This window comes from Pinirhizobacter sp. (genome assembly GCF_036499745.1).
In the GTDB taxonomy this organism is placed as follows: Bacteria; Pseudomonadota; Gammaproteobacteria; order Xanthomonadales; family Rhodanobacteraceae; genus Pinirhizobacter.
The window spans coordinates 126,228-152,510 of the sequence record NZ_DASYDG010000031.1 but is presented as its reverse complement, the minus strand read 5'-3'; the positions used below and the strand labels follow the sequence as shown (position 1 = coordinate 152,510).

Here is a 26,283-nt window from a genome sequence, read left to right as displayed (position 1 = left end):
AGGCGGGAATTGAGTCCCTGGTAGAGGTGCTGGTATTTCGCCTCCGAGCCGTAGTTGCGCAGGGCCGTCACGCACATGGCAAGGCGATCGTCGCCGGTCACCACCGCGCCGCCGTCGCCGAGGGCGCCGAGGTTCTTGGTGGGAAAGAAGCTGAAGGCCGCCGCGTCGCCGAACGTGCCTGCCTTGCGACCGTCCGCCGAAGCGCCGTGGGCCTGGGCGGCATCTTCGATCAACAGCAGCTTGTGACGCCGTGCCAGGGCCGGCAATGCGGTGATGTCGGCGAGCTGGCCGTACAGGTGTACCGGCATGATCGCCCGGGTCCGAGGGCCGATGGCCCGTTCCACGCAGGCTGGGTCGAGGTTGAAGCTCGCCGCGTCCGGCTCCACCGGTACCGGCACCAGACGGTTCTCGCTGATGGCCAGGAAACTGGCGATGAAGGTATTGGCTGGCACGATCACCTCATCGCCCTCGCGCAGCCTGCCCAGCTGTTTGTAGCCACGAATGATCAGGGCCAGGGCGTCCAGCCCATTACCCACACCCACCGCGTGGCCGACGCCGCACCACGCAGCGAACTCGCGCTCGAACGCGGTCAGTTCCTCGCCCAGCACGTACCATCCCGAGTCGATCACGCGGGCAGCCGCCGCCTTCAGTTCATCGGCATAACCGGCATTGACATCCTTCAGGCTGAGGAAGGGCACGTCCATCACAGCACCCATTCGTAGATGTCATGAACCACGGCGCGTGCACCGAAAAATTCCTTCTGCGCCACCAGCCCGCCGTTCAGTACCTGGCCGCCCTGGGCGGTGGAGATGCCGAAGGTGAAATGCGCTCGATCGGCATAGACACTCCCGATCAGTTCCACCAGCAGGAAGCTCAAGGCATCCACCCGCCGTCCTTCGCCGGACACCGCCATGTATTGCGTATGCACCGCGTGGCCAAAGTCGTATATCAGCACCCCGGCCAACAGCTCACCGTCGCGGCGCGCCTCATGCAGGACGATCTGATGCGGGAAACGACCCTGCAACAGGCGCAGTTCCGGCAGGGAGTGCGTGGGAGTGACATCGTGGCGCCGCAGCACATCAATCAGAAGCGCGTGGAACGCGGCAGGGTCGTTGCCTTCCTGCCGCACCACGCCCGCTTTCCTGGCCTTGTTGCCGGCCGCCTTCCTGCCCTGGGTGAGGGCATGGGCCTGATGAAGCGGTATGGCTGAAGACAGGTCGCGCCTGGCCAACCGCGCGCCCCACCGATGCAATGCATAGAGGTCTTCTTCGGCCGGGTAGGCGTGGTACACATGCGGCACGGCCTTGTAGCAGATCGACACGATGCCCCAGTCACGATAGACATCGCGGATATCGCCGAATACGCCAAGTGTCGCCTCGGCACGCAAGGCATGGCTGGTAATCAAGCCTGCATAGGTCAGGCCACCATGGCTCGATACGGTGTCCTCCTGCCGATTGGCGGGGAACACCCCGACGATGTCACCACCGTGTTCGACCACCAGCGAGGCATCGGTGAAACGGTGGGCGTGATAGTCCATGTAGCCACGGCGATGCAGCAGGTTGCCATTGCGCGAACGCATCACCAGCGCGTCCCACGCCGTGGCATCGGCAACCTCGTAGCGCCTAACGGTGAACATGTGCGCCGCCTTCGAAACCATCACGTGCGGCCATGGCCACGCCGAAGCCAGCCACGCCCATGTCGTTGCCGTTGTAGAACATAAGCAGTTTGTCGCGGTGCGTCAGCAGCGATGGATAGCAGATCACCCGCGAATCCCAGCCGTTGGCGGACAGCGCCAGGCCAAAGGACTCGTCACGCCGTTCCCAGGCAATACCGTCGCGGCTATGCGCTACACCAGGGAAGTACTCACCGGTGCGGTTGCCGCGCGTGAAATACATGGTGTAGCGGCCATCTTCGCGATATACGCGTGGCCGGCCGATGCGGTACTCGGTGCCGCGCGGGACAAGGCAGCTATCGTCCGCGCGGGGGATCGCATGCAGGTCGGCGGTAATGACATGGCGGATGTGATAGCGAGGGAAGGCCGAGTCATCGATGTGCTCCCAGTCATCGCCGGCTGCGTACCAGAGCCGCCAGTGGCGTCCGTCGTACGACGCGGTATGCACCGCGGCGATGGTGCTCCGCCCTGGTGCTCGGTCGAGGATCGGCGTGTCCTGCACGCGGGAAAAATTGAGGCCTCCGTCGGTGGAGACGGCAAGCCCGGTAAAGGCCAGGAACTTGGCCTTGGCCACGCGCTGGAACCCCACGTAGAACATGTGCAGGCCGCCGGGGCCACCTACTACATCGCCAAGGATCACCCCGTTGTCGTCGAAACAGCCGTCGCGGCCGATGTCCAGCACCGGCTCAGGCCCAACGCGCACAATGGTGGATGGATCGTCAGCGAGCACATCGACATGACCGATACGGCTGACACCATCAGCGTCGCGGAAACCCGCAAAGACACGAATGGTTTCCTCATCGAGCCGCCAGGGCGTGGGGGTGAGCGCGGAATGGCGCATCCAGCCGCCGACACCCTGCCGCGCGGTCTCGAACACCAACCCTTGCCTGCTCCACGTGCGCATGGCCGCTAGATCCCGACATCGAAGCTGGACTTGCCCGGTACTGCGCGAGCCGGCGAGCCCACGTACACCCGCCCGGCTTCGGTATCGCGCGTCACCAACGCACCCGCGCCGATCACGTTGTCGGCGGCCACCTTGACGTGGTCGTTGAAAGTGGCGTTGACACCTACGAAACTGCCCGATCCTATCTCGCAGTAGCCTGAAATGACCGCATGGGAGGCCACGAACACGTTGTCGTGTACCACCGTGCGGTGGCCCACGTGGTTGCCGCTCCAAAGGATGCAGTTGTCGCCGATGCGCACGAAAGGCTGAACCACGTTGTTTTCGAAGATGAAGCAGTTCTGCCCGATCTGCGCGTTACGCCACACGAAGGCGCGCGAACTGATATACGTGGCACAGGTGTAGCCGCGCCGCCTGGCATCGAGGAACAATCTTGTGCGCAGGCGATTGAGCCCGCTGGCAGGCACTGCCACGAACACCTCGAACTCCCCGGGTGGGAAGTCGTACTCGAGCGTTTCATAGGCCACTACCGGCCGTCCCTCGATCCTGTCGGCAACGATGTACTCACGCTCGACACTGAACGCGGCGACGTCGCGGTCGCTGTCGTGTTCGAAGTATTCCAGCGCTATCCGTGCGAACTCGCCGGCCCCGACGAGCACTAGCGGCTTAGGCATGCGGCCATGTCCTGTACGAACATCGCGGCCTTCGTCTCGCGGAGGAAGTCGCCGTAGTCGGTGATGTAGTCGCCCGGGTCATAGAGCTGGTCGGCCAGGACCATCAGCACGCAGTCATCACTGAAGTCGTAGAGCTCGCGCCACACCATGCGGCCCAGCAGCAGGCCATGGGATGGGTCGTTCAGCACCACTTCGGTTGGGCCGGTGCCGTCGTCCAGGAGAAGCTTTACCGAGCCGCGTACACATACCGCAAGCTGGTTCAGATGCCGGTGCGCATGCTGCCCGCGATGCACTTTCTCGTGCGTGGCAAACAGGTAGTACACACGCTTGATCTGGAAGGGAACGTTCCGTTCCTGTTCGAGCGCGACAAGCATGCCGCGATGGTCTCCGTGCTTCTGTAACTGGATGCGTTCGATTTCCATGGGCCTTGGCCAGTTCTCGCGATGCACGGGGACAACCCTCGTGATTGAGTGCCGGCCGTATCGCGAAAGGTTGCGCCGCCCCCCGCACGCAACCTTCCGGCAGGCCCGCGGCACTCACCGTCACTAGGCGCCCACAGGCAGCGGCCGGCCAACGAGCCTGGCGCTGCGGGGTACAGGGCAGAAAACGTGGCACGACGAAGGGTAGTGAAGGCCATGGCACCGGAGACCAACGAAAGCGCCCCGGCGCGTCCCAGGAAATTGGTGGCCCTACACTGGATCACCGTGCTTTGCGTGCTGCTCGCGGCGGCATTCATCCTGACCCGCGACCAGGTCGACGGCCGGGCCCTTCGCCAATGGCTGCTTGAAGGCCACCGCCACTTCGGCCTGATCGTCTTCATTTTGTTCTTCATACGCGTGGCGCTGCGCGTCCGCCTGGGCAAGCTTCAAGCCACGCATGAATCGCACTGGACGCTGCGGTGGGTCGCTGGTCTCACCCATGTGGCGCTTTACGCCATTCTTCTGACACTGCCATTGCTCGGCTGGGCGTTGAGCAATGCCCAGGACAAGCCGGTGCATTTCCTCGGGCTCACCTTGCCGGCCCTCGTCGCCGCCGACGAGGACCTCGCCGACCAGTTGCAGGCGTGGCATATCGATGCCGCGTGGATTCTTCTGGTCCTGGTCTGCCTGCACATCCTCGGCGCCCTTTACCACCATTTCCTGGTGCGCGACCAGGTGTTGCGCGCGATGTTGCCGACACGGCGTCGCTGATGCCCCGCCTTAACCTGAGACAAGGAGTTTCCATGTTGTCCACCACCCATCGCGCGACCCGCCGGCTACGTCCCTGGCAGCCGTGGTGCGCGCTCGCGTTGTTGCTGCTGCTGGTCAGTGGCGGTGCGCAGGCGGTGCCGGCTTATGCACGGCAAACGGGTTCCGCGTGCGCGGACTGCCACGCGGCCGCCTATGGCGGTGGCGCTGGCGGACCGATGCTCACGCCCTACGGGCTACGCTTCAAGATGGGTGGCTATACCGATAGCGATGGCAACGGAACGAAGATCCCGGTATCCATGCAGCTGACTGAAACCCATACCGCGCCAGCCAAGGGTGAGAGCACCACCAACCTCACCGAAGGCGATCTGTACCTCGCCGGGCGCGTGTCGGACAACGTGGGCGGCTTCGTCAAGGTCGAGGCCGACCGCACCGGCCACGACACCTACAACACGGTACTGCGCAATGTGGATCTTCGTTTCGTGGCCAAGGAACTGAAATTTGCCGGCAAGGAACTGCTGCTGGGCGTGAGCGTAAACAACATGCCGGGCTTCGACGATCCCCTGAATGCACTATCGGCGTCGACCACGATCGCACCCGCCGGTGTCACCGGCACCCTGCTGAATTTCTCCTCCGCCAATGCCCCGGCCAGCCGCGTGATCGGCGCCACCGTGTACGCCCTGTTCGATGCCAACTGGTACGGCGAGGTGGGTACGTATAATTCCCTGCCCACATCGCTTCAGGACCATCTTGGCTATAACGTGGCAGGCGATCCGGGCAAGCTCAGCGACACCGGCTACTTCCGCTTCGCCTACATGAAGGACATGAAGAGCCAGTACTTCTCCGCGGGTCTTGTGGGACTGAGCACTAAACGCGAGCTTCCACGCAATGGTGGCCCCAAGGACGACATCACCGACCTCGGCTACGACGTGAGCTACCAGTACCTGGGCAATCGCGACAACATCGTGCAGCTTTCCTACTCGAACATCCTGGAGAAGCGGAAGTACGGCAGCACGTTCGCCAGCCCCACCGATCCGACCTTGTTCTCCCGTTCGCGCGGCAATGTGCACGACCAGACGCTCACGGCCACTTACGTCTTCAAGCAGAGCTATGGCCTGACCGTGGGGCATCTGCTCAGTACCGGCTCGTCGGATCCGGCTCGCTTCGGACCCAATGGCGACCCGGACACCACGGCCAACCTGATCAGCGTGTACTGGGTGCCCTTCGGCAAGGACGATTCGTATATCCGCTGGGGCAACCTCAAGCTCACCGCCACCTGGTTCCGCTTCACCAAGTTCAACGGCGCCACCAGCAACATCTTCGCAGCGCCGTTCGGCGCCCCGAGGACGAACCCTGGCGACTTCAACTCGTTCTCGGTTGCCGCGACCCTGGCCTTCTAGAACCCTGCACGGAGTAATGAGTGTGACGAAGTTGATTTTGGGGATATCCACCGCGGTCCTCGTCCTCGGCTGGATGCTTGCCCCACCCCTGGCCCTGGCGGGTGACGCGTCCGCCGGGGCAGACGTCTTCAAGAAGGAGTGCTCTGAATGCCACACCACCAGGGAAGGCCGCAACAAGAAGGGGCCCAGCCTGTTCGGTATTGTCGGGCGCAAGGCGGCCAGCATCCCTGACTTCAATTATTCCGATGCCCTGCGGGCCAGGACCGACTGGGTCTGGACGGCTGACAAACTGCACTGGTACCTGTCACAGCCGGTGAAACAAGCCAACCCAGGTACCAAGATGAAATACGATGGGCTGGACGATCCGAAAGCCCTGGACGATCTCATCACCTTTCTGGGCACCAATCACTGAAAACGTGGTTTGCAAGGCTTCCAAGGGGATTGGCGGTGGTTGCGGCCGGGTTCGCCGCCACCGGCATGCCCGTGCACGTTTACGCCCAGTCCAACTTCAGCGGTCAGGTGGCCGTGGGCTCTCAACTGGTGGACCGGGGCCTGGCAATCACCTCTGCAAGGCCCGTGGTACAGGGCGCAGTGAGCTGGGCGACACCCGACGGCTGGGCGCTGGGCGCCTCGGCCGGGGCGCCTATGAGCTCTCCGGGGAATATCGCCGAATCGCTGCTGCAAGGTTCGCGCGCCTGGGCCGTGTCCACCGACTGGCAGGTCCAGGCCAGCCTGATGTACTACCGCTACACCCGGGTCGGCACGTCCCGGAACTATAGCCGTGCCGAGGCGGGCATGGCCTGGGTGTACCGCGACACCCTCACCCTGGGGCTGTCGGCCGTCCGCGCCATCAATTCGCCCGCTTCCGACCACAGGGTGCGGCCAGGTGCGGACATCAACTTCCGCTGGCCGCTACCCTGGGGTTTCAGCTTTTCGACAGGCGTGGGTGTGTCCCAGACCCTCGTGGTCGCCGAAACGTATGGCGCGACTGGGGCCAGGGCCTATTACCCCCGGGTCACCGGATACCGCTATGGCCATGTGGGCCTGGCCTGGGAGCGCGGCCCCTGGCGCGTGGACCTGGAGCGGGTGGATTCGGACCTCGGCAAGCACGACCACCGGGGCAACCTGGACGCGGCGCCCTGGGTTGGGACGATTTCCCGTTCATTTTAGCCGACGTAGGCAACCTTTTCGGGCTGGTATGGTACTTACCGGCATCCAAAGCCACCGATAGACCCTTCTACCCAACCCATGAACGACGCCGATATCCAGGCCGACGCCACCGACCGCATGCTGCTTGAGCGCATGGCCGCGGGCGACCGGGCCGCACTGGGCGTGATGTACCGCGGCTATCACGGCCGTTTGTGCCGGTTCCTGTCGCGCCTTACCCGCCGTCCGGACGTCATCGAGGAAGTGATCAACGATTGCTTCTGGATCACCTGGCAAAAAGCCGGGACATTCCATGGTGATTCGCGTGTATCCACATGGATCATGGGCATCGCCTACCGATGTGGCCTGAAGGCACTGCGCCAACACGGCGATGAACCGGTCGATGAAGACACCGTACCGCAGGAGCGCCTGCCATCCCACGACCCGGGCGACGACCGCGAGCTACGCGACTGGCTCGGCAAGGGCCTGGAAAAATTGTCCGTGGACCAGCGCGTGGTGATCGAGCTGGTGTACGGCGTGGGCCACAGCCTGGACGATGTGGCCGTGATCATGCAGTGCCCTGTCGGTACGGTGAAGGCACGTTTATTCCATGCGCGGGTAAAATTGCGCAATGTGCTTCCCTCGCTGGCAGGCGAACCGGCCCGACTGAAGGAGGGCGCGCCATGACGTTCACTATGGATACCAACCGGGACTGCGCCCGCGCGTGGGAGGCGATGCCTTCCGTGCTGCAGGAAAGCGCGTCGCCGGAACAGAACGTCTGGCTTATGGACCACCTTGCCCATTGTGAGTCCTGCAGCGCGGACTACGCCCAGCAGGAACGGCTCCGCCTTGCCTTGTCGTTGCCGGCGGATATTCCCGTCGATCCGGCCGTGGGATTGAAACGGCTGCTGGCGCGGCTGGATGTCCCGTTACCCAAGCCAGTGGTGCAGCGGGCACGCAATGGCTGGCTGACGCGCGCCCTTGCTGCCGCGGTGCTGTTGCAGGCGCTTGCCATCGGCGCGCTGGGCGCGAAGTACTGGTCGGACAACACCAACCCGGCCTACCGCACCTTGAGCCAGACATCCGCTCCGGTGCCCACCGGCGCGCTGCACGTGGTGCCCGACGCCAGCATGTCCCTGGCCGACTGGAATGCCTTGCTGCACTCGTTGAACCTGCAGGTGGTGGGCGGGCCTAACGATGTGGGTGCCTATACGGTGGTGCCGTCGGGCTCGTCCACCGCGGGCTCTCCCGTCCTGCAAAAGCTGCGCGCCACGCGGGGCATCCGCCTGGCCGAACCTGTCGCATCGGCACCATGAAAGCAGGGGTACTGATGCTTGGCGCCATGTTGATGGCGTTGTGCGGGTGTGCGACACCGCGACAGGCCGCGATGCAGGCTGCAGACACCTCCTCCCCGAGCATCAGCAGCGGTGAGGGCGTGGCTAGCATGGATGCCACGCGCGACATCGTGCTGGCAGTGGACAATCCGCTCGACCCCCCATCCATGCACGCAGGATCCAGTGTGCTCGGCTATGCACCGTCGAAGAAATACGATGCCGGCCAGCGTGCAGTGCTCACCATCGAAGCGTTGAAGCAGGGTTACCGGATGCGCCAGGTGGCCGGGTGGCCGATCAAGGCGCTGAACGTGTATTGCGTCGTGCTGGAACCGCCGCCTGGCATCAGTCGCGACGAGCTGTTAAGTGCGCTGGCCAAGGACGACCGCGTGCAGCTGGCGCAACCCCTGCAGGACTATAAAACCTACGCCGATGCGCCGACGGCTGGCCGGCACTACAACGATCCCTACGAAAGCCTTCAACGCGGCTTCACCGAGACCGATGCCGCCGTGGCCCACACGGTAAGCCAGGGTAATCGCGTAGACGTGGCCGTGGTCGACACCGGGGTGGACGCAACGCACCCGGACCTGGCTGCCAGTATCCACGACACGCACAATGTCGTGGACGACGACCCCGTGTCGTTCAACCGTGACAGCCACGGTACCGAGGTCGCCGGCGTGATCGCCGCGGTCGGCGATAACCACCAGGGCATCGTCGGCATGGCGCCGAAGGCATCCTTGAGCATTTACAAGGCGTGCTGGTATCCGCCCCACGGCAGCAACGGTGCCCGATGTAATTCGTTCACCCTGGCCAAAGCACTGGCCGCGATCGGCGAGACCGACGCACGTATCGTCAACCTCAGCCTGGGCGGTCCCTCCGATCCGCTGCTCACCCGGCTTCTGGATGTGCTACTTGCCCAAGGCCGCATCGTGGTGGCAGCCATGCCACCGGAAGGCGACAACGGCGGCTTTCCTGACAGCACCACGGGTGTGATAGTGGTGCGAACCAGCAAGGCCGCGGCGGCCGCGCCTGGCGTGCTTAGCGCCCCGGGGACGGACATCCTGACGACGCAACCATCGGGCGGTTACGACTTCACCTCAGGATCGTCGATGGCGGCGGCGCACGTAAGTGGCATCATCGCGCTGATGCTGTCCATGGCGCCGAAGCTCGATGCGCGCACCGTCCAGCAGCTACTGCAGCAAAGCAGCAAGGTCTCCGGCGGTGTCACCCAGGTGAACGCCGCCGGTGCCGTGGAGGTGTTGGAGCGTCGGGAGAAGACCGCGCGCTGATTCGGTCAGCTAGCGCGAATGCGATGCCGCATGGAATTCCACCCAAAGGCCAAGATCACCGTAGGTCGGGGCAAGGAATGAATCGCCCAGCGGCCCGCGATAGCCCACCAGGTTCTTTTCCTCGTAGCCACGTTCCACCCATCGCCTGGCGCGCGCCAGATTGCTCACACTGACACTCACACCAAGCACCTGGGCACCGCCGCTGGCCATCGCATCGGCGGCCCTGCCCGAGCCATCGGGCTGCAGCACGAACACGTGCGTTCCCTTCGCTTCGATGTCGTAGCCACGGGCGGCGATATTCGCCAGGTGAACGGGCGAAGAATGGGTAAAGCCCATCTTCGCCAGCTGTTTTCGATCGGCCTCGACATCGGCGGACAACAACCACACACCATCGAGCGATTGCGCGGTGTTCGGGTGCACACGAGAAGCCGCGTCGTCGGCAACGAGGTCCGCCGCGGTGGGAGGTGGTGAGTAGTAGATGAAGAAAAGCCCGCTCGACAACGGCTGCCTGGTGAAGGCGAAGAGGCGCCAGCGCGGCGGATGTCCGGGGCCCTGGCCATCAGGGTCGTTGGCGGGGGCCGAGAAGATATCCGTCACGGCAAAGCCATCGCCCTTGAGGAAATCCCTTGCCTGTTCGAGCTGGTTCGATCCAAGGCCGAACGTGCGCGCGCCAGCGCCGCCGTGGAGCAGATCCTGGTCCGCACGCGAGCCTGGGTCCATGTCGGGGTTGGGCCGGGTAAGAGCTTCCAGCTCAATGAAGCTTCGGTCGGCCATGCGCACATAGCGGTTGGCGATGCCTGCCGGGTCTCGTCCCGGATGTACCTGGAAACCAAGTTTCACCGTCATCACGGCCGTGGCGCGGTCCATGTCCGGTGCCCACAGAAGCACGTGGTCCAGGCGGGCGGAGCCTGGGATGCCTGGGATGCCTGGCGCCGAAGCCTGTTTTGCCGGTGGTGACGCCATCGCGTCGAGAGACATGCTTGCCGTGCCAGCCGCTGCGATCATGACCATGACCATGGCCATGATCCGAAAACGCATATTCGGTGAGTTCATCAGGCGATTCCCCAAAGGTGTCGGGCTTCCGCCGCGATCATATCCGGGTATTCCCCGGGGAAGAAAAGAGAAGAGAGGATTCGGCAAGGCCGCGGGCAAGAACACCTCCCCCCACGCCCTTTGCCGCGGCTGCTGTTTGCAAGAATTGCCGGCGTCTCATGCCTTGTCTCCGTGGAGGCTCAGGTCGGCATTCTCCCGGCACCTGACTGTCGATTGCGCGCAGGAAAAGACGGTGCCGGGCATGGATGGATGATTTCTGGCAGGATCGGCCGATGAGCCGCCCCGATTGCTACCCCAGTGCGCCGTCCGCGGTATTCGCCGGTGGCGGGGGGTTGCCCCTGCTCGATACATTGACCTCGCCGGTGCCACTGGGCCTCTTCGACTCGCCGGTGGATCACCGCCACGTGCTTTGCCTGCACCTGGGCGAACCCGTGCCGGTGTCGTGGCGAGCGACACGCGCAGAGCGCACAGGCACACGAATCCACGGTCAGTTCTGCGTGGTGCCCGCCGGTTCCAGCACGCGGTGGACGTTGTCCCGGCCCGCGCGATCGTTGCTGCTTCGCCTTTCTCCGTCGCTGTTATCGGAAACAGCCGACAGCATGGGACTAGGCACCCCACATGCTTCGCTGGCGCCATCGATCCACATTCGCGACCCCCAGGTCGAGCGCATCGGCTGGATGATGCAGGCAGAAGACCATGAGGACTATCCCGGCGGCCGGTTATTCGCCGACAGCCTGGCCACCGCGCTTGCGGTACGGTTGCTGGCGTTGCAATCGCGGCATGGCGGCGTGGGTGCCAAAGCGGCGCGCGCATTGCCGGCGTGGCGTCTGCGCCAGGTGATCGAGTACGTCGAGGCCAACCTGGACCAGGATCTCACCCTCGCCGAGTTGGCCCGCATCGCGGGCTTCAGCGTGTCGCATTTCAAGCCCATGTTCAAACAGGCTACCGGCATTCCGGTGCATCGATTCGTGATGGAGCGTCGCGTCGAACGCGCGCGTATCCGTCTGCTCGAAGGCAGGCAAAGCATCACCGAGATCGCCCTGGAAACCGGCTTCGCCCATTCCAGCCATATGGCTCGTTGCATGCGCCGGTTCCTGGGAATGGGACCCTCGGACGTTGCAGCCACTGCCATCCCTCCTGCGGCTTGACCGCCGTCCACTGCCTTGAGAGAACATGATGCGCAGCCTTGTTCGTGGCATGCTGTTGATGTCGTACGCCTTGGCATCCATTGCCGTAGCGCAAGTCCACCCGTTCCCCGGAACGTTCAAGATCCGGGACATCCCCTCCAACGGGGCGACGATTCATGTCCGGGTGGGTGGCGAAGGCCCGGCCGTGGTGTTGATCCACGGCTTCGGCGACACCGGCGATATGTGGCAGCCTCTTGCAGTGGAGCTGGCCCATCACCACACCGTGGTGGTTCCCGACCTTCGGGGCATGGGCCTGTCGTCCCATCCCGCCGACGGCTACGGCAAGATGAACCAGGCGCGCGACATTCGTGGCGTACTTGATGCGCTGCATATCGATCACGCGGATATCGTGGGCCACGATATCGGTACGATGGTGGCATACGCGTATGCGGTGAGTTACCCCACCAAGACCAACCATCTGATAGTGATGGATGCGCCGGTACCTGGCATCCCGCCATGGGACACCATCGTGCGGTCCCAGCAGACCTGGCATTTTTCGTTTGGTGGGAAAGATGCCGAACGACTGGTGAAAGGCCGCGAGCGCATTTACCTGGATCGTTTCTGGAACGAGTTCGCCGGCGACCCGTCGAAAATTACCGAGCAGACACGTGTCTATTACACGAAGTTCTATGCGCTTCCCGGCGCGATGCATTCGGCCTTCGCACAGTTCCTTGCCATAGCCAAGGACGCCGACGATAACAAGGTCGCCATGCAGACCAAGCTGACCATGCCCGTGCTGACCATCGCGGGCGGGAAATCCTTTGGGGCCAACGAGGCGGTGGTGATGCGCAATGTTGCAACCAACGTCACGGAACTTGTCATTCCCGAAGCAGGGCATTGGCTGATGGACGAGAGTCCGGCAGAGGTGATCAAGGCCGTGCAATCATTCCTGGATTCGCCGCCTGCCGTGAGGAACAACGCGCCGTAGCGGCGGCAGAGAGGATGCTAGCGGTGCAGGGAGGCCAGGAGGATTTGCTCAATCCAGGGCTTGGCCAGGTATTGGAACATCCCCCACATCGCCAGGATCACGCCCCCGGCGGCCAGGGCGACCATACGCCACAAACCCGCCTTCGTCGGAAGGTGGTTCAAACGCTCGAGTATGCCGCTGACCTGACCGGTGAGGAGTCGCGTGGCGTCCTCAAGCCGCGTCACGCGACCGGCGACGTCCTTGACTAAATCATCGCCCATGATTCCTTTCCTTGGGTTGGGCTCAATCCTTGCGTTCACGCGCATTTGGAGCCCGGCGTTTCCGATGGGTACACAGCATAACGGGGTACCCATCGTCCCGGTATCAGGTATCGCCGACTCCATCGTAGGTCGCGCTCTTGGGCGACGCGCGGGTTAGTATTCACCGCCCCCCCGTGTCCATGCAGGCTTCGCACCATGCAATGCCTCGACAATCTCCTGCTCAACACCGACAGCTACAAGGCAAGCCACTGGCTGCAGTACCCGCCAGGTACCGATGCCACCTTCTTCTATGTGGAATCGCGCGGGGGCACCTACGATCGCACCGTGTTCTTCGGCCTGCAGGCGATCCTCAAGGAATACCTGGCAAAGCCCGTCACTCATGCACATGTCGATGAGGCCCGCGATCTGTTCGCTGCACATGGCGAGCCCTTCAACGAGGCGGGGTGGCGCTACATTGTCGATCACCACGGCGGCCTGTTGCCGATACGGATAAGGGCCGTGCCCGAAGGTACCGTGGTGCCGACGCATCAGGCGCTGATGACGATCGAATCCACGGACCCCGCCGCGTTCTGGGTGCCCTCGTACCTGGAGACGATGCTCCTGCGCATCTGGTACCCGGTGACGGTTGCCACCATCAGCTGGCATGCGAAGCAGACTATTCGGCAGTTCCTGGAGCGCACCAGTGATGACGTGGATGGTCAGCTTCCTTTCAAGCTCCACGACTTCGGCTCCCGCGGTGTTTCTTCCGTGGAGTCCGCCGCCATCGGCGGGGCGGCACATCTGGTGAATTTCCTTGGTACCGATACGGTGTCTGGCCTTCTGCTGGCCAGGGCCCACTATCACGAGCCGATGGCCGGCTTCTCCATTCCCGCCGCCGAGCACAGCACGATCACCAGCTGGGGCCGCGAGAACGAGGTGGATGCCTATCGAAACATGCTCCGGCAGTTCGCCAGGCCTGGTTCTATCGTGGCCGTCGTGTCAGATAGCTACGACATCTACCACGCCATCAGCGAACACTGGGGCAAGACACTCCGCCAGGAGGTGATCGATTCGGGCGCCACGGTGGTCGTGCGCCCGGATTCAGGTGATCCTGTAGCCGTGGTGCACCAGTGCCTGGAATTGCTCGACGAGGCCTTCGGCCATACCGTGAATGGCAAGGGCTACAAGGTGCTCAACCACGTCAGGGTGATCCAGGGCGACGGCATCAATCCCGCCAGCATCCGCGCGATCCTGGACCGGGTGACCAGCGCCGGTTATGCCACCGACAACGTTGCCTTTGGCATGGGCGGAGCGTTGCTGCAGCAGTTGAATCGCGACACGCAGAAATTCGCCTTGAAGTGCTCCGCGGCGCGAGTCAACGGGGCGTGGATCGACGTATGGAAGGATCCGATAACCGACAAGGGCAAGCAAAGCAAGCGGGGACGGATGACTTTGCTGCGGCATCGCGAGTACGGCACCTTTAAGACAGTACCGGTGCCTGCCCAGGCTCGTTCATTGGACGATATCGACAAGCCGATGGGGTTCGATGATGCGATGGTGACAGTTTGGGAAGACGGAAAGCTCATCAGCGACCTTACCTTCACGGACATTCGCGCGCGCGCTGACGCGGCACGGCTTTAGCCGTCTTACCAGACTTCAACTTCGTAGATGCGCATGGCCGGGTCATCGGTCTGCGTGGGCTTGGTCACATCCAGTTCGACGTAGCGCGCCTGTTCCGGGGCGATGCGATGTTCGGTGATGCTTGCGGTGTTGCTCGATTCATCCACCACTGTCTTCCAGGTTTTTCCGTCAGGCGACACCCTCAGCCTGAAAGCGCGAGTGTTCATCGCCACCGGCTCGTTGCCCGCACCGGCATGCTTGATGGTGAAGCCTGAGATCCGTCGTACCTGCCCAAGGTCGATGCGCAGCCAGCCGGGGGTCTGCAGTGTGCAAAACTTGTCCTGGGTTTTGCTCTCCACTTTGCCGTTCACCGCCTTGCTTGCTTCCTCGCCCGGCTTGCAGATCGGCGAGCCGGTCACGGGCTTTCCCAATGCGAGGTTGACGCGGGAGGCATCTTGCGCTTCTACAGCCAGGGCGCCGGCGGCGGAAAGCAGGCAAAAGCCGCCGAACAACAGTGTGGAAAGCCGTGTCATCGATGATATCCGTGGGAGGGCAGGGTAGTGTCGGCAAGCCTTGCCTCAGGCTGCAACAGCGCCTGCTTGGCAACTTTCGCCGTCTTGTGCTGGCCGTCGTGGCTCCAGCCCGGGGGCATCACCAGGTAAAGCAGTTTGTTGCCGAAGCCTGGCGCGTTCCATACATCCTTACCCAGTAGGTAGAATTCACCCAGATAGGCGTCGAGCACGCTGTAGCGCTTGACCGGGCGGGTGATGCCATATTCGATCTCGATATCGTCGCGCTCTTCCACGTAGGTGCCGAACACGCGGTCCCAGATCGGCAGAAGGTTGCAGAAGTTGGTGTCCATGTACACCACGTTGCGCGCATGATGCACGCGGTGGTGCGATGGCGTCAGGATGAAGCGGTTGAGTACGCCGAGCCTGCCGTTCTTCAGCACGTTCTCGCCGACGTGAATAAAACTTCCCCAGAAGCCATCGATGATCATGATCAGGATCAGCAGCGGCGGGCTCACGCCCAGCACCATGCAGATGCTGGTGCGAACGAAGTCGGCATAGGCCCCTTCCAGGAAAATATGCGAGTAGTTCACGCTAAGGTTCATTGCCACCGGCGCGTGATGCGTGGAGTGCAGGCACCACAGCAGCCGGACCTTGTGCGCAAGGAAATGGTAGACGAAGTGAGAGAACTCCCACGCCACATAACCGTAAAGCAATCCATACCAGGTAAGGCCCGCCTGGAAGAGGGCGAACCGCTGGAACAACCCGATACACAACCCCACCATGGCAATGGTGATGAAGTTACCGATGAAGCGGTTCAGTACCATTACCAGTAATGGCACCTGGTAGTGCTCGCGGTTGAACGTCTTGACGGCGACGCTGCGCAACAGCTCGAACAGCAGCAGCGGTGGCAGTAGCGGATTGAGCAGGGCGGAGAAGCCATCCACGGTGAGAAGCGCGCGGTAATCGCCCTTGGCAGCCAGCTCCAGCAACGGCCCCAGGCCGAAGAAGCCGAGCAATTGGTCGTACACCCACCCCACCATGTCCATCGTTGGCGCCGCTCCCCGGCCGTACTGGAAACCCCGGTTTATCACGATCTAAATTTGGTCGCAAGTGACAGTCGGGAAGGCCGGCGTGATTTTCGCCGGCCCGGCGTCAGAATATCTGCACGCCTTTTCCGGGGTTGGCGCGATAGTGATCCAGGCGGGACTCGAGGGATCCGACATGGATCTCGAGCTTGTGTCCATCCGGATCAAGGAAATAGAGCGAATCGCCTTCGCTCTGGTTGCTCCGCCATAGGATGCACGTCGTCTCAAGGCGGGCTTTGAGCGCGGGAAAGTCTGCCGGCGCCAGCGAAAACGCGATGTGCGTGTAGTCAGGATGGGGCGCCGTCCGCGCCTGGATATCCTGGGACAGGCACAGCCAAAGGGCGCCAGCCTCCAGGTAGGCTCCCTCGGGCCACGCGGCCCTCAAGGTGCAGCCCAGTACATCCCGATAGAACGCGACCGAACGTTGTACATCGCCGACAGCAAGGGTGATGTGGTTCAGGCCTGTGATGGCGATCGTCATGCGTCCTGAATTCCCCTGGGCAAGACTTTACCGACCGACACTATCCCGGAACCTTAACGGCGCCACGCCCCATTGGTCATGTATACACCGTATACGGCTCTGTATACGATGTATACATCCATTTATCCGCCGGCGTTCCCTCGTAGAGGAAAACCAAATGATCGTACTGTTCGCCATGCTCCTGAGCGGCGCGATGTTCTATCTTTCACAAGGCCTTGCCGATGTCTGGGCACTGGCGTGGTTCGCGCCCGTCCCACTGCTCTGGTTGGCTTACGGAAGGGCGCCGACGTGGCAGGTGGCTGGCGCAGGCGCCGTGGCCATCCTTGCCGGGTCGGCCTATGCCGTGCAGTGCTATGGCACGCTTCCGGTCATGATCATCCTTGCGGTGGTGGGGCCGCAGGTGGTGCTGTTCACCGCGGCCATGGTGTTTGCTCGGGCGGTCCAGCGGCATGGCTCTTCATGGCTGACACTGTTCGCGTTTCCTGCCGCGTGGACGGCATGCGAATACCTCGTTGGCGCTATCTCGCCGCACGGTACATACGGTTCGCTTGCTTATAGCCAGGTGTCGGCACCATTGCTGATCCAGGGCGCGTCGCTGTTTGGCTATTGCGCCGTGACGTTCGCGCTTTGCCTGTTCGCCAACACCCTCGCCATGGCGCTTCGTCCAACAAGGACCTCAATGGTGGCGATCGCGACGGGACTGGTGATCTGCGTCGCGAACGTCGCCTTCGGCATGCTGCGCCTGGCGCAACCCCAACAGCCGGGTGTTCGAGTAGCGGCCATGGTCGATGAAACCGCCATGGAGCACGCCTGGCATGCAAAAACATCGCAAGATGCTTCGGCCGTGGTCGAGGCCTATGCGAACGCGATCCGCGGTGCCGCCGCGCAGGGTGCCACCTTCGTGGTCACGCCCGAGGGCGGAATGCCTCTGAAGAGCAATTGGGCACCAGCCATCCAGGCACAACTGGCTGCTGTGTCGACACAAGCGAACGTGCACATCATCGCGGGCTTCAACCAGATCGACCCGCCCGGCGATATCGCCCTGTCATTCCAGCCAGGTGGCGCCGCGCAGTTCTATGCCAAGCGCCACCCGGTGCCGATCCTCGAGGACCGGTTCGTGCCCGGCAGACAGTCCGGATGGCTCGGCAACGGTCGCGCCATGGAGATCTGCAAGGACATGGATTTCCCGGCGACGATCAACCGCGATGCGGCAAAAGGCGTTCGCCTGATGGGCGTGCCCGCGGGTGACTTCGGCCTGGATGCGTGGCTGCATGCGCGAATGGCGGTGATGCGCAGTGTCGAGGGCGGCTTCGCCATGGTGCGTGCGGCAAACGATGGACTGGTAACGATCAACGATGCTGAGGGGCGCTTGATCGCCTCGAAAATGGCGGCGCCCGTGGGCCTCACCAGCGTCGTGGCCGAGGTGCCACTGGGGCCCGGACCCACGGTCTACATCCGCATCGGAGATGTGTTTGCCTGGTTGTGCGTGGCGATCTCGTTGCTAGCGGGGTATGCGGCTTTCGCCGGTGCTCCGGGGCGACGGCACCGTTGACTGGCTCAATGGGCGAGCTGGCGGCACATGTCGACGACGACGCCGTGGGCAATCACCCGCAGATACCGTAACGCCCCAGGGTCGGTGGCGAAGGCGGGTTCGATCGTCGCTTGTTCGAGCATCCTCGCAACAACGGGATGAACCGCAGCGAGCAACTCGTCCAAGAGCTGTTCGCCCACAACCTGTGGCAAGTCGAGTGTCTTTCCGAAGGAAAGTACGTCATCGCGCCGCAGATCACCGAAGCGAGTCGCTGCCCCCATACTGACGGACAATTCTGCCCTCCCCCACGATCCCGGTTCGCTGTAGCTGGCGGTCGAGACGAGGTCATAGTGGGGCGCAAGCTCCACGCCTGCACGTCGCACGAAGAACGAAAGATTCTTCAGGTGAGCGTCGCCATTGCCAATGACCGCGTTGAAAACCGCCCAGCGGAAAAGCGACCTGCGGGTCATCGCCTTCGCGCGGCTTGCCTGGATGAGCTGGTTGAACGTTTCCGGCGTTGATTTCTGGTACTTGAAGATGCGGTCGATGGAGAGCAACTGGCAGGCGTCAAGGACATGAAGGCGCTGAAGGTCCGGCCATGCGCCCTCGCGATCGAAACGCTCGATCAGGTAAACCTGCTCAGGCACCTTTTTTGCGAGAACGGCAGGAACGGGAAGACCAACGCCGGCGGCGATGCGCATACAGAACCATTCATTGGCAACCGTGTGCGGGTAGTGGTCGGTATGTACGTGGTCGGGTTTCAAGATGTGGGTGGAGGGTGATAAGCCCACCGGTTCGTAGAGGTCGCCATCCAGCAAAACAACGGCCAGTTTGTGTTGTGCGCCAGCCATCGACATCCGCTTTGGCGCACCATCGGCAAGCGAGCGCCGGGGAAGATTGCGAATCCGACCTGAAAGCACTTCATCGGGAAGGGGCTGCAACCCACCTTCGAGGGATACACGACCCGGCACGGAAAGTACCAGCGCCCCTGCGGATTCCGCGCCGTACCACTGCAGCAGCCCGAAGGCGTCGGCCTGGTCGACGTGGGCTTCGCGGGCAAGCAGCGTACGAGCCTCTTCCTCGGGCAGGAGGTTGTCGAAGAACCACTGCACGGGGCGCAATGAACCGCCATCGGTAATAACGCTTTGCACTCTCGTCAGGGCAGGCGAAAGGTCGAAGCTGTCTGACGCGGCGATCCAGGCAGGGTCGTAGTTGAAAGACCAGACAGGCCCGTCGTCCCGTAATGTACCGATCAGTCGCCCGCGGTAAAGCACGTCCAATACGCGCGCCGAAACAACGACATCCACAGCGCTCAACGAAGCACTACCGACGGTTTGCTTGGCGGGGTGGCGATCTCGTCGGGTGTATCGGCGATGAGCCTTATGCCCAGTTCGTCCAAGAGATGGAGCACACGGCCAAGCGAAACCGTGGGCCGCCCTTTTTCGACGTCACCGAGGAAGACGTGGCTGGCGCCGACCATCGCAGCAAGCTCGGCTTGGCGCAGCCCCTGCCGCTTTCGCTGCGCCCGGATCACTTTGCCAAGGTCCTCGGCGGTCCTGATGGGTGTCACGGCAACTCCAATCTAAGGTCTGGCTTAGATATGCGGGCTTCGGGGCAGTATATCCAATAAATCTAAGCTAGAACTTAGATTCTCGTGAAACTAGAGGTTGGTACGTAGAGATATAAGCTATAGCTTATATTCCTTCACAAACAGGCTTCATGCACTTTCGGCCGGCTGGCAGGGCCGTAAGGCGCAGCACGATTTCGCCGAAGCACTGGAGGGTGCAACCAGTGAGACCTGGACCTACCACGTGGACCTCAGCAATCTGCCTTGATCGATCTTCTAGACTCGTTTCAATCGAAGCGCGGACCAATCCTCATCGATCGCGATCTGGCTGACGGTATCCAGCCCATGGGCCGGCGCCGCGGTGTGGATGATGTCCCGACTGAGGTCGCCCGCCAGTCGCGATGTGAGTTTGGGGTAGGCAACCCAGAGGATCGCGGTCGACCTCAGCCTTGGAAGCTGCGCCGTGAGACTGGTATCAAACTCTGCGCGCCCGTTGACGAACAACAATACGACGTCCGCCTGATCCACCCCGGCTCGCACGGCGCTGGCGAGTGCGGGCTCAACGTTTTTGGGTGCATTCAGAGCCGCAAAACTGCGGCCATGCTTTACCTGCAGGCGCTCAAGAACAGGTTTGTCGGACATCGCAAAAACGCCCCCGCTGAAATTCCCGAGTGCAGGGTACCGCGGCCCACGAGTCAATGTCGCCTTACGACTTCGATCGATGGTAGTAGCGGCGGGCCTTGTCCCGGCTTCCGCAGTCGGCCATGTCGCACCAGCGGCGGTGGCCATTGCGGGTTTGGTCGTCGAACAGCCAGTGGCATGAAGGACAGAAACGCAGCCGGTCGTGATTGCCGGCGGTGACGAGCTCGGCGGCATCGAGCAGGATGGGATTCAACGCTTCAGTGGCGCTGTGTGGCGGCAGCCAGATCCAGGCAAGCGTGGCCGGATCGATCACCCGCCCCTCATAGGCCTTGGCGACTGCCTTGCTCAGGTCCGCCACGGCGGCATTCTTTGGTCGCCCCGTGTGGGCCAAAGGTGCGAGTACGGAAGTGAGCATCCGGCGCGATTCGTACAACGCCTGAAGGTCGGTGTCCTTGCTACGTGGAAAGGGCAGACCGGCCGCCGCGAACCATCGCCTGGCGTTCTCCGGCGGGGTCAACCAGTCGTGTTCCTGCTCGGTCCCGGGCCAGCTGATCGTATTGACGAAATCCAGGCACAGCCGGCCACCCACGAGCTTATACGTGCCCCGGTATTCACCCGGATCAAGTTCGATAGGTTCCATGAACGAAGCTTACCATCTATTCCGATTTGACAGGTGAGGTTATCGGAACTATAAATCTCACCATCATGAACACACTAGATGGTAAAAATAGACCGATAGGGTCGCTCGCGCAGCGGGTGCCGCCGCAGGCGTTCTTCGTGGGCAGCGCGATCTTCCACTACCTGGGTCCATCGTTTGCCGTGCTGCTGTTCGCCCGCGTGCCGGTGGCGGGGGTGGCTTGGCTGCGCATCGTTTCCGCGGGGGTGGTGTTCGCCGTGTGGCGGCGGCCCTGGCGGGCTTTCCTGGCGGCAGCAAGCCATACGCGATGGATGATCGTCGCGTTGGGTGCGGTGTTTGCAGTCATGAACTACTGTTTCTATCGGGCTATAGCGGAGCTGCCGCTGGGCACAGTCGCGGCCATCGAGTTCGCAGGGCCGGTGGCGCTGGCACTGGTTGGCGCGCGATCACAGCGCAACGTGGTGGCGCTCGCCCTCACCGTGGCCGGCGTATACATGTTGACCGAAGTCCGGCTTGCCGGAACGCCGCTGGCTTTCGCCTGGGCCTTCGCCAACGCCGTGTTGTTCACGCTGTATATCGTGCTGGCACACAGTGTCTCCCGGGCGGATCCTGCCACCAGTCCCATCGATCGCCTGGGTGCATCGATGATGCTGGCCGGCGTGATCATCTCGCCGCTGGGATTTCGCGACGCCGCACCCGCGTTGCTCGATCCCATCGCGCTGGGCGCCGGCGTGGCGGTGGGGATCAGCTCGTCGGTCATTCCCTATGTATTTGACCAGTTGGCGATGAGCCGCCTGCCGCGATCGACCTATGCGCTGTTCGTTGCGCTATTACCGGCAACCGCGGTGATCATCGGCGTGATCGTGCTTGGCCAGATTCCCACACTCTTCGAGAACGTCGGCGTGGGACTGGTGGCGGCAGGTGTTGCGCTTCATCGACCAGCCTCATAGTTCGAAGCAGGAGTGGCCATGCAATACGTCAATGTTGGACGCAGTGGGTTGAAGGTGTCACAGCTATGCCTGGGCACGATGAGTTACGGAAATCCCAAGGCACGAGCCTGGATTCTGCCCGAAGAAGAAGGTCGGCCGATCATCCGGCGCGCGCTGGAACTGGGCATCAACTATTTCGATACCGCCGATATGTACTCCGGCGGCGACAGCGAACGCGTATTGGGCCGGGCGCTTCGCGATTACGCGCGGCGCGACGAAGTGGTAGTGGCCACCAAGGTGTTCTATCCCATGGGTCCCGGCCCGAACCAGCGGGGACTGTCGCGCAAACATCTGCTTGATGCAATCGACGCGTCGCTTGAGCGTCTGGGCATGGATTACGTCGACCTTTACCAGGTGCACCGGTGGGACGACGAAACGCCAATCGAGGAGACGCTCGAAACCCTCAACGACATCGTGCGCTCCGGCAAGGCCCGTTACATCGGAGCTTCCAGCATGTATGCATGGCAATTCCAGAAGGCGTTGATGACATCCGACCGACACGGCTGGGCCCGATTCATCTCGATGCAGAACCACTACAACCTGGTGTACCGCGAAGAAGAGCGCGAGATGTTGCCGCTGTGCCGGGCCGAAGGCGTGGGGATTCTGCCGTGGAGCCCGCTGGCCCGGGGCTTCCTGGCCCGGCCGCGCAGCGCGGCGGCTACCTTGCGGGCCGGCACCGACGCCTTCGCCCACGAGCTGTACTACACCGAAGCCGATTATCAGGTGGTCGATGCGGTGGAGCGGATCGCCGACGATCGCGGTGTCGCGCAGGCACAGGTGGCGTTGTCGTGGTTGCTGCACCAGACAGGCGTGACGTCACCGATCATCGGTGCCACGAAGATCGCGCATCTGGAGCAGGCCGTTGATGCGGCGTCGCTAACGCTATCGCTCGCCGAATGCGCCAGCCTTGAAGCCGCCTACCAGCCGCACCGGGTGTTGGGCCACACATAGGTCGGAAACCCCCGCAAGGCGATTGAGCACCATTGGAGCCCTGACCGTCGCAACTTTGGCGGACCTAGAGCCGATCTAGAATGCCTTGCTTAGGCCTCCATCGACAATGAACACCTTGATACCTGCCTTGCACCAGGGGAGCGAACTTCCGGCCAAGCAGTTAGACTGCTAGCACCCAGAGGGATGTTTGATGAAGATTTTTACGATCGGCTATGAGGGACTCGACGTCCACTCTTTCATTGCCCTGCTTCTCGAGAACGATGTTCAGAAAGTCGTCGACATCCGAGAGCTTCCCCTGTCTCGCAAACCCGGGTTTTCCAAGCGTGCGCTCGCCCAGAGGCTCACAGATTCCGGGTTGGAATATGAACACATGGTCAGGCTCGGATGCCCCAAGCATGTCCGTGACCGCTACAAGATAGACGGAAACTGGCAGCAGTATACGAAAGGCTTTCTCCGTCATTTGAGCAATCAAACCGAGGCAATCGAGGAACTCGCGGCAATCGCATCGGATTCATCCTGCGCGTTGCTGTGTTTCGAGACCGACTATAGGTTTTGCCATCGATCTTTCGTTGCGGATGCAGTTGGTTGCCACTCAGGGGGCGAGGTACGTCATCTGGCCGCCCGAAATGTCAAAATAGCGCGCCCTGTGCTGAGCCTGCAGCCCGCTTAGGCGGATAGATTAGGCTCACAATTAGCCATTGGTCCTGAAAGCGGTGCAGATTCCCCATCAGGAACATCAGGTCGCGTGCCGGAAGCTCGCTTTCGATTTTTCGCCGAAATGCTGCCTCCCAGCCTTTGCCATGATTCCTTAAGCAGTTCCAGTAGAGCGCTCCTATTTCCCAGTCGACAATTTTATGTCGATACTCGACATCGCCTTCCGATGTTCGACACAGGTAGTGATAGTAGAAGTCGTGGGGGATTTTTCGCAGATCTTGCATATCGCGACGAGCATCTGCCTCCGAGAACAACTCCATCTGTTGCTTCTTAAGTTTTTCGCGCTCCTCCGACGTCCAGTGGGGGCTTCGCGAAGGTTGGATATCCAAACAAAGAATCCGGTTGGGGCGAAGAATGCCGAGTGAAAGACCACTATCAAGGCGTGCGGTATCCAAGCTGGCGAAGTCACCAAAACTTGGTGAGTTGTCGATCCAGCGTCGACGCTCTATCCAATCGTCCTTCGTAGTTATTTGACTGCCGCATTCCAGGGTATCTACATAAATACGGTGACTTTCGGGTCTGCGGTCACTCGCAGGCTTGCTAACGCGAACATCCACCCATTGCCACTTCTTGAATTGCCTCCGATCTTCAACAAGCCGAAAGGGCACCGGGTAGAGACGCCGCATGCAGCCTTGTTCGGTGATGCCAGCAACACATGATGTTTCCACGTATTGCGAACTAGGTGATGGATAGGTCTTTGCCAGGATAAGAATGCGTTCAATCCTTGAGTGCGCCATGGCCACGAGTCCGATGTGTTGAGGGCAGTTGGGGCAATCGTATCGTTAGGTGCCGGCTCGTGTCCTGCGTACGATGCATGCGCGGTTGAAGTGACTGGGCGTGGCAGTTGACCGGTGCTGGCCCGCATGATCTAAGTTACCTTCAATTTCCGTACTGAGGTTGCCATGACGAAGATTCGGGTTGCAGGCTTCTCGCTTTCCATCGATGGCTTCGGGGCCGGGCCAGAGCAGAGCCTGGAGAGCCCGCTAGGCAAGCGCGGGGCGGAGTTGTTTCAATGGTTCTTCGGCACGAAAAGCTTCAAAGCGATGGTCGGCAAAAGCGGCGGCTCGGAAGGCGTTGACGAGCACTATGCGCACCGTGCGATGGACGGCTTTGGCGCCTTCATCCTGGGCCGCAACATGTTCGGCCCCATACGGGACGACTGGCCGGATATGAACTGGAAGGGCTGGTGGGGAGATGATCCGCCCTATCACGCGCCCACATTCATACTCACGCACTATCCGCGCGATCCCATCGTGATGGAAGGTGGCACGACGTTCCATTTCATTACCACGGGCATCGAAGCCGCGCTTGGCCAGGCCCGGGCCGCGGCGGGCGGCAAGGACATCAAGATTGGTGGCGGCGTGTCGACAGTGCGGCAGTATCTTCAGGCGGGTCTCGTCGACGAAATCCATTTCGCCATCGCCCCCGTCGTATTGGGGCACGGTGAGGCGATGTTCCAGGGCATCGACCTGCCCGCACTGGGATTCAACGTGGTCGAGCAGGCGGCGACCGAGCACGCGAACCACATCGTACTCAGTCGTTGAGGAATTCACCGCGCGTGCGAGCTCCTGGCAGTGGCTACATGTCCACGCCATTTGGCGAGGATGTCGAACTGTCGATGCGGATCAACTGAAGGGTTGTGGCTGGCGCAGTGCAGGTACGTCCGGGGCGACAAGCCGGGCGGACGGACTGCCCTTGACCTCCCCAAAATGCCGGTGCTCATTCCATGCAGCCGTGGCCTGCTCCATTTCTTCAGGGTGGCGTGCGACAAAATTCCACCAAAGAAGAATTTCCTCACCGAAAGGTTCGCCACCGATAAGAACCAACCGGCATGCCGCGCCGCATTGCAAGTCCAGCTGCTCTCGGCCGCTGCCGAGATAAAGCAGGGTGTCCGGCTCAAGCACTTCACCTTCGATCCGGGCCTCCCCGCTCAGCACAAGCACGGCGTATTCGAAACCTGGTTGAAGTGGAACGCTCAAGCCCGCCGCGTCGCCGGCCGTAAGGTCCATGCCCACCAGGGGCGAATAAACCTCCGGCGCGGCCTGCTTTCCGAAGGCTTCGCCAACCAGCACGGTCACGTGGAAACCGCCTTCGTCGACGAGGGGTAACTTCGGATAATGCTGGAAAGCCGGCGGCCGATGACGTTCAGCTTCGGGAAGCGCGATCCAGAGCTGCACCGCATGCAGGCGTCCGGCGGCGGGCGAGGCTTCGTCTTCCGAGTGGGCAATGCCGCGGCCGGCCGTCATCAGGTTGACCTGGCCGGGGCGTATCAGCTGCTCGTAGCCCAGGCTGTCGCGATGCATGATCTCGCCCTCGATCATCCAGGTGAAGGTCTGTAGCCCAATGTGCGGATGCGGACCCACGTGCAGGCCGTGTCCGGGCGCAGCGTCCACCGGCCCTGCATGGTCCAGGAAGCACCAGGCGCCCACCATGCGACGCCCGGACGTGGGCATGGCACGGTGAATGGGAATGCCGCCGACATCCGCACCCCGGGTGTCGATGCGTTCCATTACTCGGTGGCCTGGATGGTGCTGGCCATGTCGAGTG

Annotated in this window: 31 protein-coding genes; 15 read left to right on the top strand and 16 right to left on the bottom strand. The window is 62.2% G+C overall.

Annotated elements, in window-relative coordinates:
• From VGM61_RS12225 to VGM61_RS12205, 5 genes are all read right to left on the bottom strand, one after another.
• A partial coding sequence (locus tag VGM61_RS12225; RefSeq protein WP_331523096.1) for a DegT/DnrJ/EryC1/StrS family aminotransferase occupies positions 1 to 716 on the bottom strand: 716 nt, incomplete at its 3' end.
• Entirely contained in the window at positions 704 to 1,636 is a 933-nt protein-coding gene (locus VGM61_RS12220; RefSeq protein WP_331523095.1) for a GNAT family N-acetyltransferase, read from the bottom strand. The genes VGM61_RS12220 and VGM61_RS12225, both read right to left, overlap by 13 nt.
• The gene (locus VGM61_RS12215; RefSeq protein ID WP_331523094.1) at positions 1,623 to 2,576 is read right to left on the bottom strand and encodes a hypothetical protein; all 954 of its coding nucleotides are present in this window, start codon (positions 2,574 to 2,576) and stop codon (positions 1,623 to 1,625) included. Before VGM61_RS12215 ends, VGM61_RS12220 begins: the two co-directional genes overlap by 14 nt.
• A 5-nt stretch (positions 2,577 to 2,581) precedes the next feature.
• Positions 2,582 to 3,247 carry an acetyltransferase gene (locus VGM61_RS12210; protein WP_331523093.1) on the bottom strand — a complete coding sequence of 222 codons (666 nt, stop codon included), beginning with the start codon at positions 3,245 to 3,247 and terminating at the stop codon, positions 2,582 to 2,584.
• A complete protein-coding gene (locus VGM61_RS12205) occupies positions 3,232 to 3,669 on the bottom strand; it encodes an FdtA/QdtA family cupin domain-containing protein (protein WP_331523092.1) in 438 nt (145 codons plus the stop codon). The genes VGM61_RS12210 and VGM61_RS12205 overlap by 16 nt, the downstream gene beginning before the upstream one ends.
• A 213-nt stretch (positions 3,670 to 3,882) precedes the next feature.
• On the opposite strand from VGM61_RS12205, the gene VGM61_RS12200 reads away from it, so the two are divergent.
• The 7 genes from VGM61_RS12200 (at position 3,883) to VGM61_RS12170 (ending at position 9,600) form a co-directional block, all read left to right on the top strand.
• Positions 3,883 to 4,437, top strand: coding sequence for a cytochrome b (locus VGM61_RS12200; RefSeq protein WP_414694867.1), 555 nt, complete (start codon positions 3,883 to 3,885; stop codon positions 4,435 to 4,437).
• A gap of 32 nt (positions 4,438 to 4,469) precedes the next feature.
• Positions 4,470 to 5,834, top strand: a complete 1,365-nt coding sequence (locus VGM61_RS12195; RefSeq protein ID WP_331523090.1) for a cytochrome C — start codon at positions 4,470 to 4,472, stop codon at positions 5,832 to 5,834.
• Between the two features lie 73 nt (positions 5,835 to 5,907).
• Entirely contained in the window at positions 5,908 to 6,246 is a 339-nt protein-coding gene (locus VGM61_RS12190; RefSeq protein WP_331523104.1) for a c-type cytochrome, read from the top strand.
• A 35-nt stretch (positions 6,247 to 6,281) separates the two neighbouring features.
• Positions 6,282 to 7,004, top strand: a complete 723-nt coding sequence (locus VGM61_RS12185) for a hypothetical protein (RefSeq protein WP_331523089.1) — start codon at positions 6,282 to 6,284, stop codon at positions 7,002 to 7,004.
• A 78-nt stretch (positions 7,005 to 7,082) separates the two neighbouring features.
• Positions 7,083 to 7,667 carry a sigma-70 family RNA polymerase sigma factor gene (locus VGM61_RS12180; RefSeq protein ID WP_331523088.1) on the top strand — a complete coding sequence of 195 codons (585 nt, stop codon included), beginning with the start codon at positions 7,083 to 7,085 and terminating at the stop codon, positions 7,665 to 7,667.
• On the top strand, positions 7,664 to 8,296 hold the full coding sequence (locus VGM61_RS12175) for a zf-HC2 domain-containing protein (protein ID WP_331523087.1): 633 nt from the start codon (positions 7,664 to 7,666) through the stop codon (positions 8,294 to 8,296). The genes VGM61_RS12180 and VGM61_RS12175 overlap by 4 nt, the downstream gene beginning before the upstream one ends.
• A complete protein-coding gene (locus tag VGM61_RS12170) occupies positions 8,293 to 9,600 on the top strand; it encodes a S8 family serine peptidase (protein ID WP_414694863.1) in 1,308 nt (435 codons plus the stop codon). The genes VGM61_RS12175 and VGM61_RS12170 overlap by 4 nt, the downstream gene beginning before the upstream one ends.
• Before the next feature lie 9 nt (positions 9,601 to 9,609).
• Here VGM61_RS12170 and VGM61_RS12165 read toward each other — a convergent pair whose 3' ends face one another.
• Positions 9,610 to 10,653 carry a VOC family protein gene (locus VGM61_RS12165; RefSeq protein WP_331523086.1) on the bottom strand — a complete coding sequence of 348 codons (1,044 nt, stop codon included), beginning with the start codon at positions 10,651 to 10,653 and terminating at the stop codon, positions 9,610 to 9,612.
• Between the two features lie 272 nt (positions 10,654 to 10,925).
• On the opposite strand from VGM61_RS12165, the gene VGM61_RS12160 reads away from it, so the two are divergent.
• Together VGM61_RS12160 and VGM61_RS12155 are read left to right on the top strand one after the other, a co-directional pair.
• Positions 10,926 to 11,801: an AraC family transcriptional regulator gene (locus tag VGM61_RS12160; protein WP_331523085.1), complete on the top strand. Its 876-nt coding sequence runs from the start codon at positions 10,926 to 10,928 to the stop codon at positions 11,799 to 11,801.
• 25 nt (positions 11,802 to 11,826) lie between these two features.
• The gene (locus tag VGM61_RS12155; RefSeq protein ID WP_331523084.1) at positions 11,827 to 12,768 is read left to right on the top strand and encodes an alpha/beta hydrolase; all 942 of its coding nucleotides are present in this window, start codon (positions 11,827 to 11,829) and stop codon (positions 12,766 to 12,768) included.
• Positions 12,769 to 12,785: 17 nt separating this feature from the next.
• Here VGM61_RS12155 and VGM61_RS12150 read toward each other — a convergent pair whose 3' ends face one another.
• Positions 12,786 to 13,028, bottom strand: coding sequence for a hypothetical protein (locus VGM61_RS12150; RefSeq protein WP_331523083.1), 243 nt, complete (start codon positions 13,026 to 13,028; stop codon positions 12,786 to 12,788).
• A gap of 195 nt (positions 13,029 to 13,223) precedes the next feature.
• Here VGM61_RS12150 and VGM61_RS12145 point away from each other — a divergent pair, with 195 nt between their 5' ends.
• Positions 13,224 to 14,648 (top strand): nicotinate phosphoribosyltransferase, encoded by a 1,425-nt coding sequence (locus VGM61_RS12145; protein ID WP_331523082.1) that lies wholly within the window; start codon positions 13,224 to 13,226, stop codon positions 14,646 to 14,648.
• Between the two features lie 5 nt (positions 14,649 to 14,653).
• Here the strand turns inward: VGM61_RS12145 and VGM61_RS12140 are convergent, their stop codons facing one another.
• From VGM61_RS12140 to VGM61_RS12130, 3 genes are all read right to left on the bottom strand, one after another.
• Positions 14,654 to 15,160: a discoidin domain-containing protein gene (locus VGM61_RS12140; RefSeq protein ID WP_331523081.1), complete on the bottom strand. Its 507-nt coding sequence runs from the start codon at positions 15,158 to 15,160 to the stop codon at positions 14,654 to 14,656.
• Positions 15,157 to 16,185, bottom strand: a complete 1,029-nt coding sequence (locus VGM61_RS12135) for a sterol desaturase family protein (RefSeq protein ID WP_331523080.1) — start codon at positions 16,183 to 16,185, stop codon at positions 15,157 to 15,159. Before VGM61_RS12135 ends, VGM61_RS12140 begins: the two co-directional genes overlap by 4 nt.
• Before the next feature lie 106 nt (positions 16,186 to 16,291).
• The gene (locus tag VGM61_RS12130) at positions 16,292 to 16,705 is read right to left on the bottom strand and encodes a VOC family protein (RefSeq protein ID WP_331523079.1); all 414 of its coding nucleotides are present in this window, start codon (positions 16,703 to 16,705) and stop codon (positions 16,292 to 16,294) included.
• Between the two features lie 157 nt (positions 16,706 to 16,862).
• Here VGM61_RS12130 and VGM61_RS12125 point away from each other — a divergent pair, with 157 nt between their 5' ends.
• Positions 16,863 to 18,257, top strand: a complete 1,395-nt coding sequence (locus tag VGM61_RS12125; RefSeq protein ID WP_331523078.1) for an apolipoprotein N-acyltransferase — start codon at positions 16,863 to 16,865, stop codon at positions 18,255 to 18,257.
• Positions 18,258 to 18,262: 5 nt separating this feature from the next.
• Here VGM61_RS12125 and VGM61_RS12120 read toward each other — a convergent pair whose 3' ends face one another.
• From VGM61_RS12120 to VGM61_RS12105, 4 genes are all read right to left on the bottom strand, one after another.
• Complete coding sequence (locus VGM61_RS12120; protein WP_331523102.1) at positions 18,263 to 19,543, bottom strand: HipA domain-containing protein; 1,281 nt, start codon at positions 19,541 to 19,543, stop codon at positions 18,263 to 18,265.
• 5 nt (positions 19,544 to 19,548) lie between these two features.
• The gene (locus tag VGM61_RS12115) at positions 19,549 to 19,806 is read right to left on the bottom strand and encodes a helix-turn-helix domain-containing protein (protein WP_331523077.1); all 258 of its coding nucleotides are present in this window, start codon (positions 19,804 to 19,806) and stop codon (positions 19,549 to 19,551) included.
• 273 nt (positions 19,807 to 20,079) lie between these two features.
• Positions 20,080 to 20,445 carry a DUF3052 family protein gene (locus VGM61_RS12110; protein ID WP_331523076.1) on the bottom strand — a complete coding sequence of 122 codons (366 nt, stop codon included), beginning with the start codon at positions 20,443 to 20,445 and terminating at the stop codon, positions 20,080 to 20,082.
• A gap of 64 nt (positions 20,446 to 20,509) precedes the next feature.
• Complete coding sequence (locus VGM61_RS12105; RefSeq protein WP_331523075.1) at positions 20,510 to 21,085, bottom strand: CGNR zinc finger domain-containing protein; 576 nt, start codon at positions 21,083 to 21,085, stop codon at positions 20,510 to 20,512.
• Between the two features lie 65 nt (positions 21,086 to 21,150).
• Between VGM61_RS12105 and VGM61_RS12100 the strand changes: the two genes are divergently transcribed.
• From VGM61_RS12100 to VGM61_RS12090, 3 genes are all read left to right on the top strand, one after another.
• Complete coding sequence (locus VGM61_RS12100) at positions 21,151 to 22,032, top strand: EamA family transporter (protein ID WP_331523074.1); 882 nt, start codon at positions 21,151 to 21,153, stop codon at positions 22,030 to 22,032.
• 18 nt (positions 22,033 to 22,050) lie between these two features.
• Positions 22,051 to 23,022 (top strand): aldo/keto reductase, encoded by a 972-nt coding sequence (locus VGM61_RS12095; protein ID WP_331523073.1) that lies wholly within the window; start codon positions 22,051 to 22,053, stop codon positions 23,020 to 23,022.
• A 190-nt stretch (positions 23,023 to 23,212) separates the two neighbouring features.
• Positions 23,213 to 23,692 carry a DUF488 domain-containing protein gene (locus tag VGM61_RS12090; RefSeq protein WP_331523072.1) on the top strand — a complete coding sequence of 160 codons (480 nt, stop codon included), beginning with the start codon at positions 23,213 to 23,215 and terminating at the stop codon, positions 23,690 to 23,692.
• On the opposite strand, the gene VGM61_RS12085 is transcribed toward VGM61_RS12090, so the two are convergent.
• The gene (locus tag VGM61_RS12085) at positions 23,652 to 24,473 is read right to left on the bottom strand and encodes a hypothetical protein (protein WP_331523071.1); all 822 of its coding nucleotides are present in this window, start codon (positions 24,471 to 24,473) and stop codon (positions 23,652 to 23,654) included. The genes VGM61_RS12090 and VGM61_RS12085 overlap by 41 nt on opposite strands.
• A 165-nt stretch (positions 24,474 to 24,638) precedes the next feature.
• Here VGM61_RS12085 and VGM61_RS12080 point away from each other — a divergent pair, with 165 nt between their 5' ends.
• Positions 24,639 to 25,280 carry a dihydrofolate reductase family protein gene (locus VGM61_RS12080; RefSeq protein WP_331523070.1) on the top strand — a complete coding sequence of 214 codons (642 nt, stop codon included), beginning with the start codon at positions 24,639 to 24,641 and terminating at the stop codon, positions 25,278 to 25,280.
• Positions 25,281 to 25,361: 81 nt separating this feature from the next.
• Here VGM61_RS12080 and VGM61_RS12075 read toward each other — a convergent pair whose 3' ends face one another.
• Positions 25,362 to 26,246 carry a pirin family protein gene (locus VGM61_RS12075; RefSeq protein ID WP_331523069.1) on the bottom strand — a complete coding sequence of 295 codons (885 nt, stop codon included), beginning with the start codon at positions 26,244 to 26,246 and terminating at the stop codon, positions 25,362 to 25,364.
• Between the last annotated feature and the right edge of the window lie 37 nt (positions 26,247 to 26,283).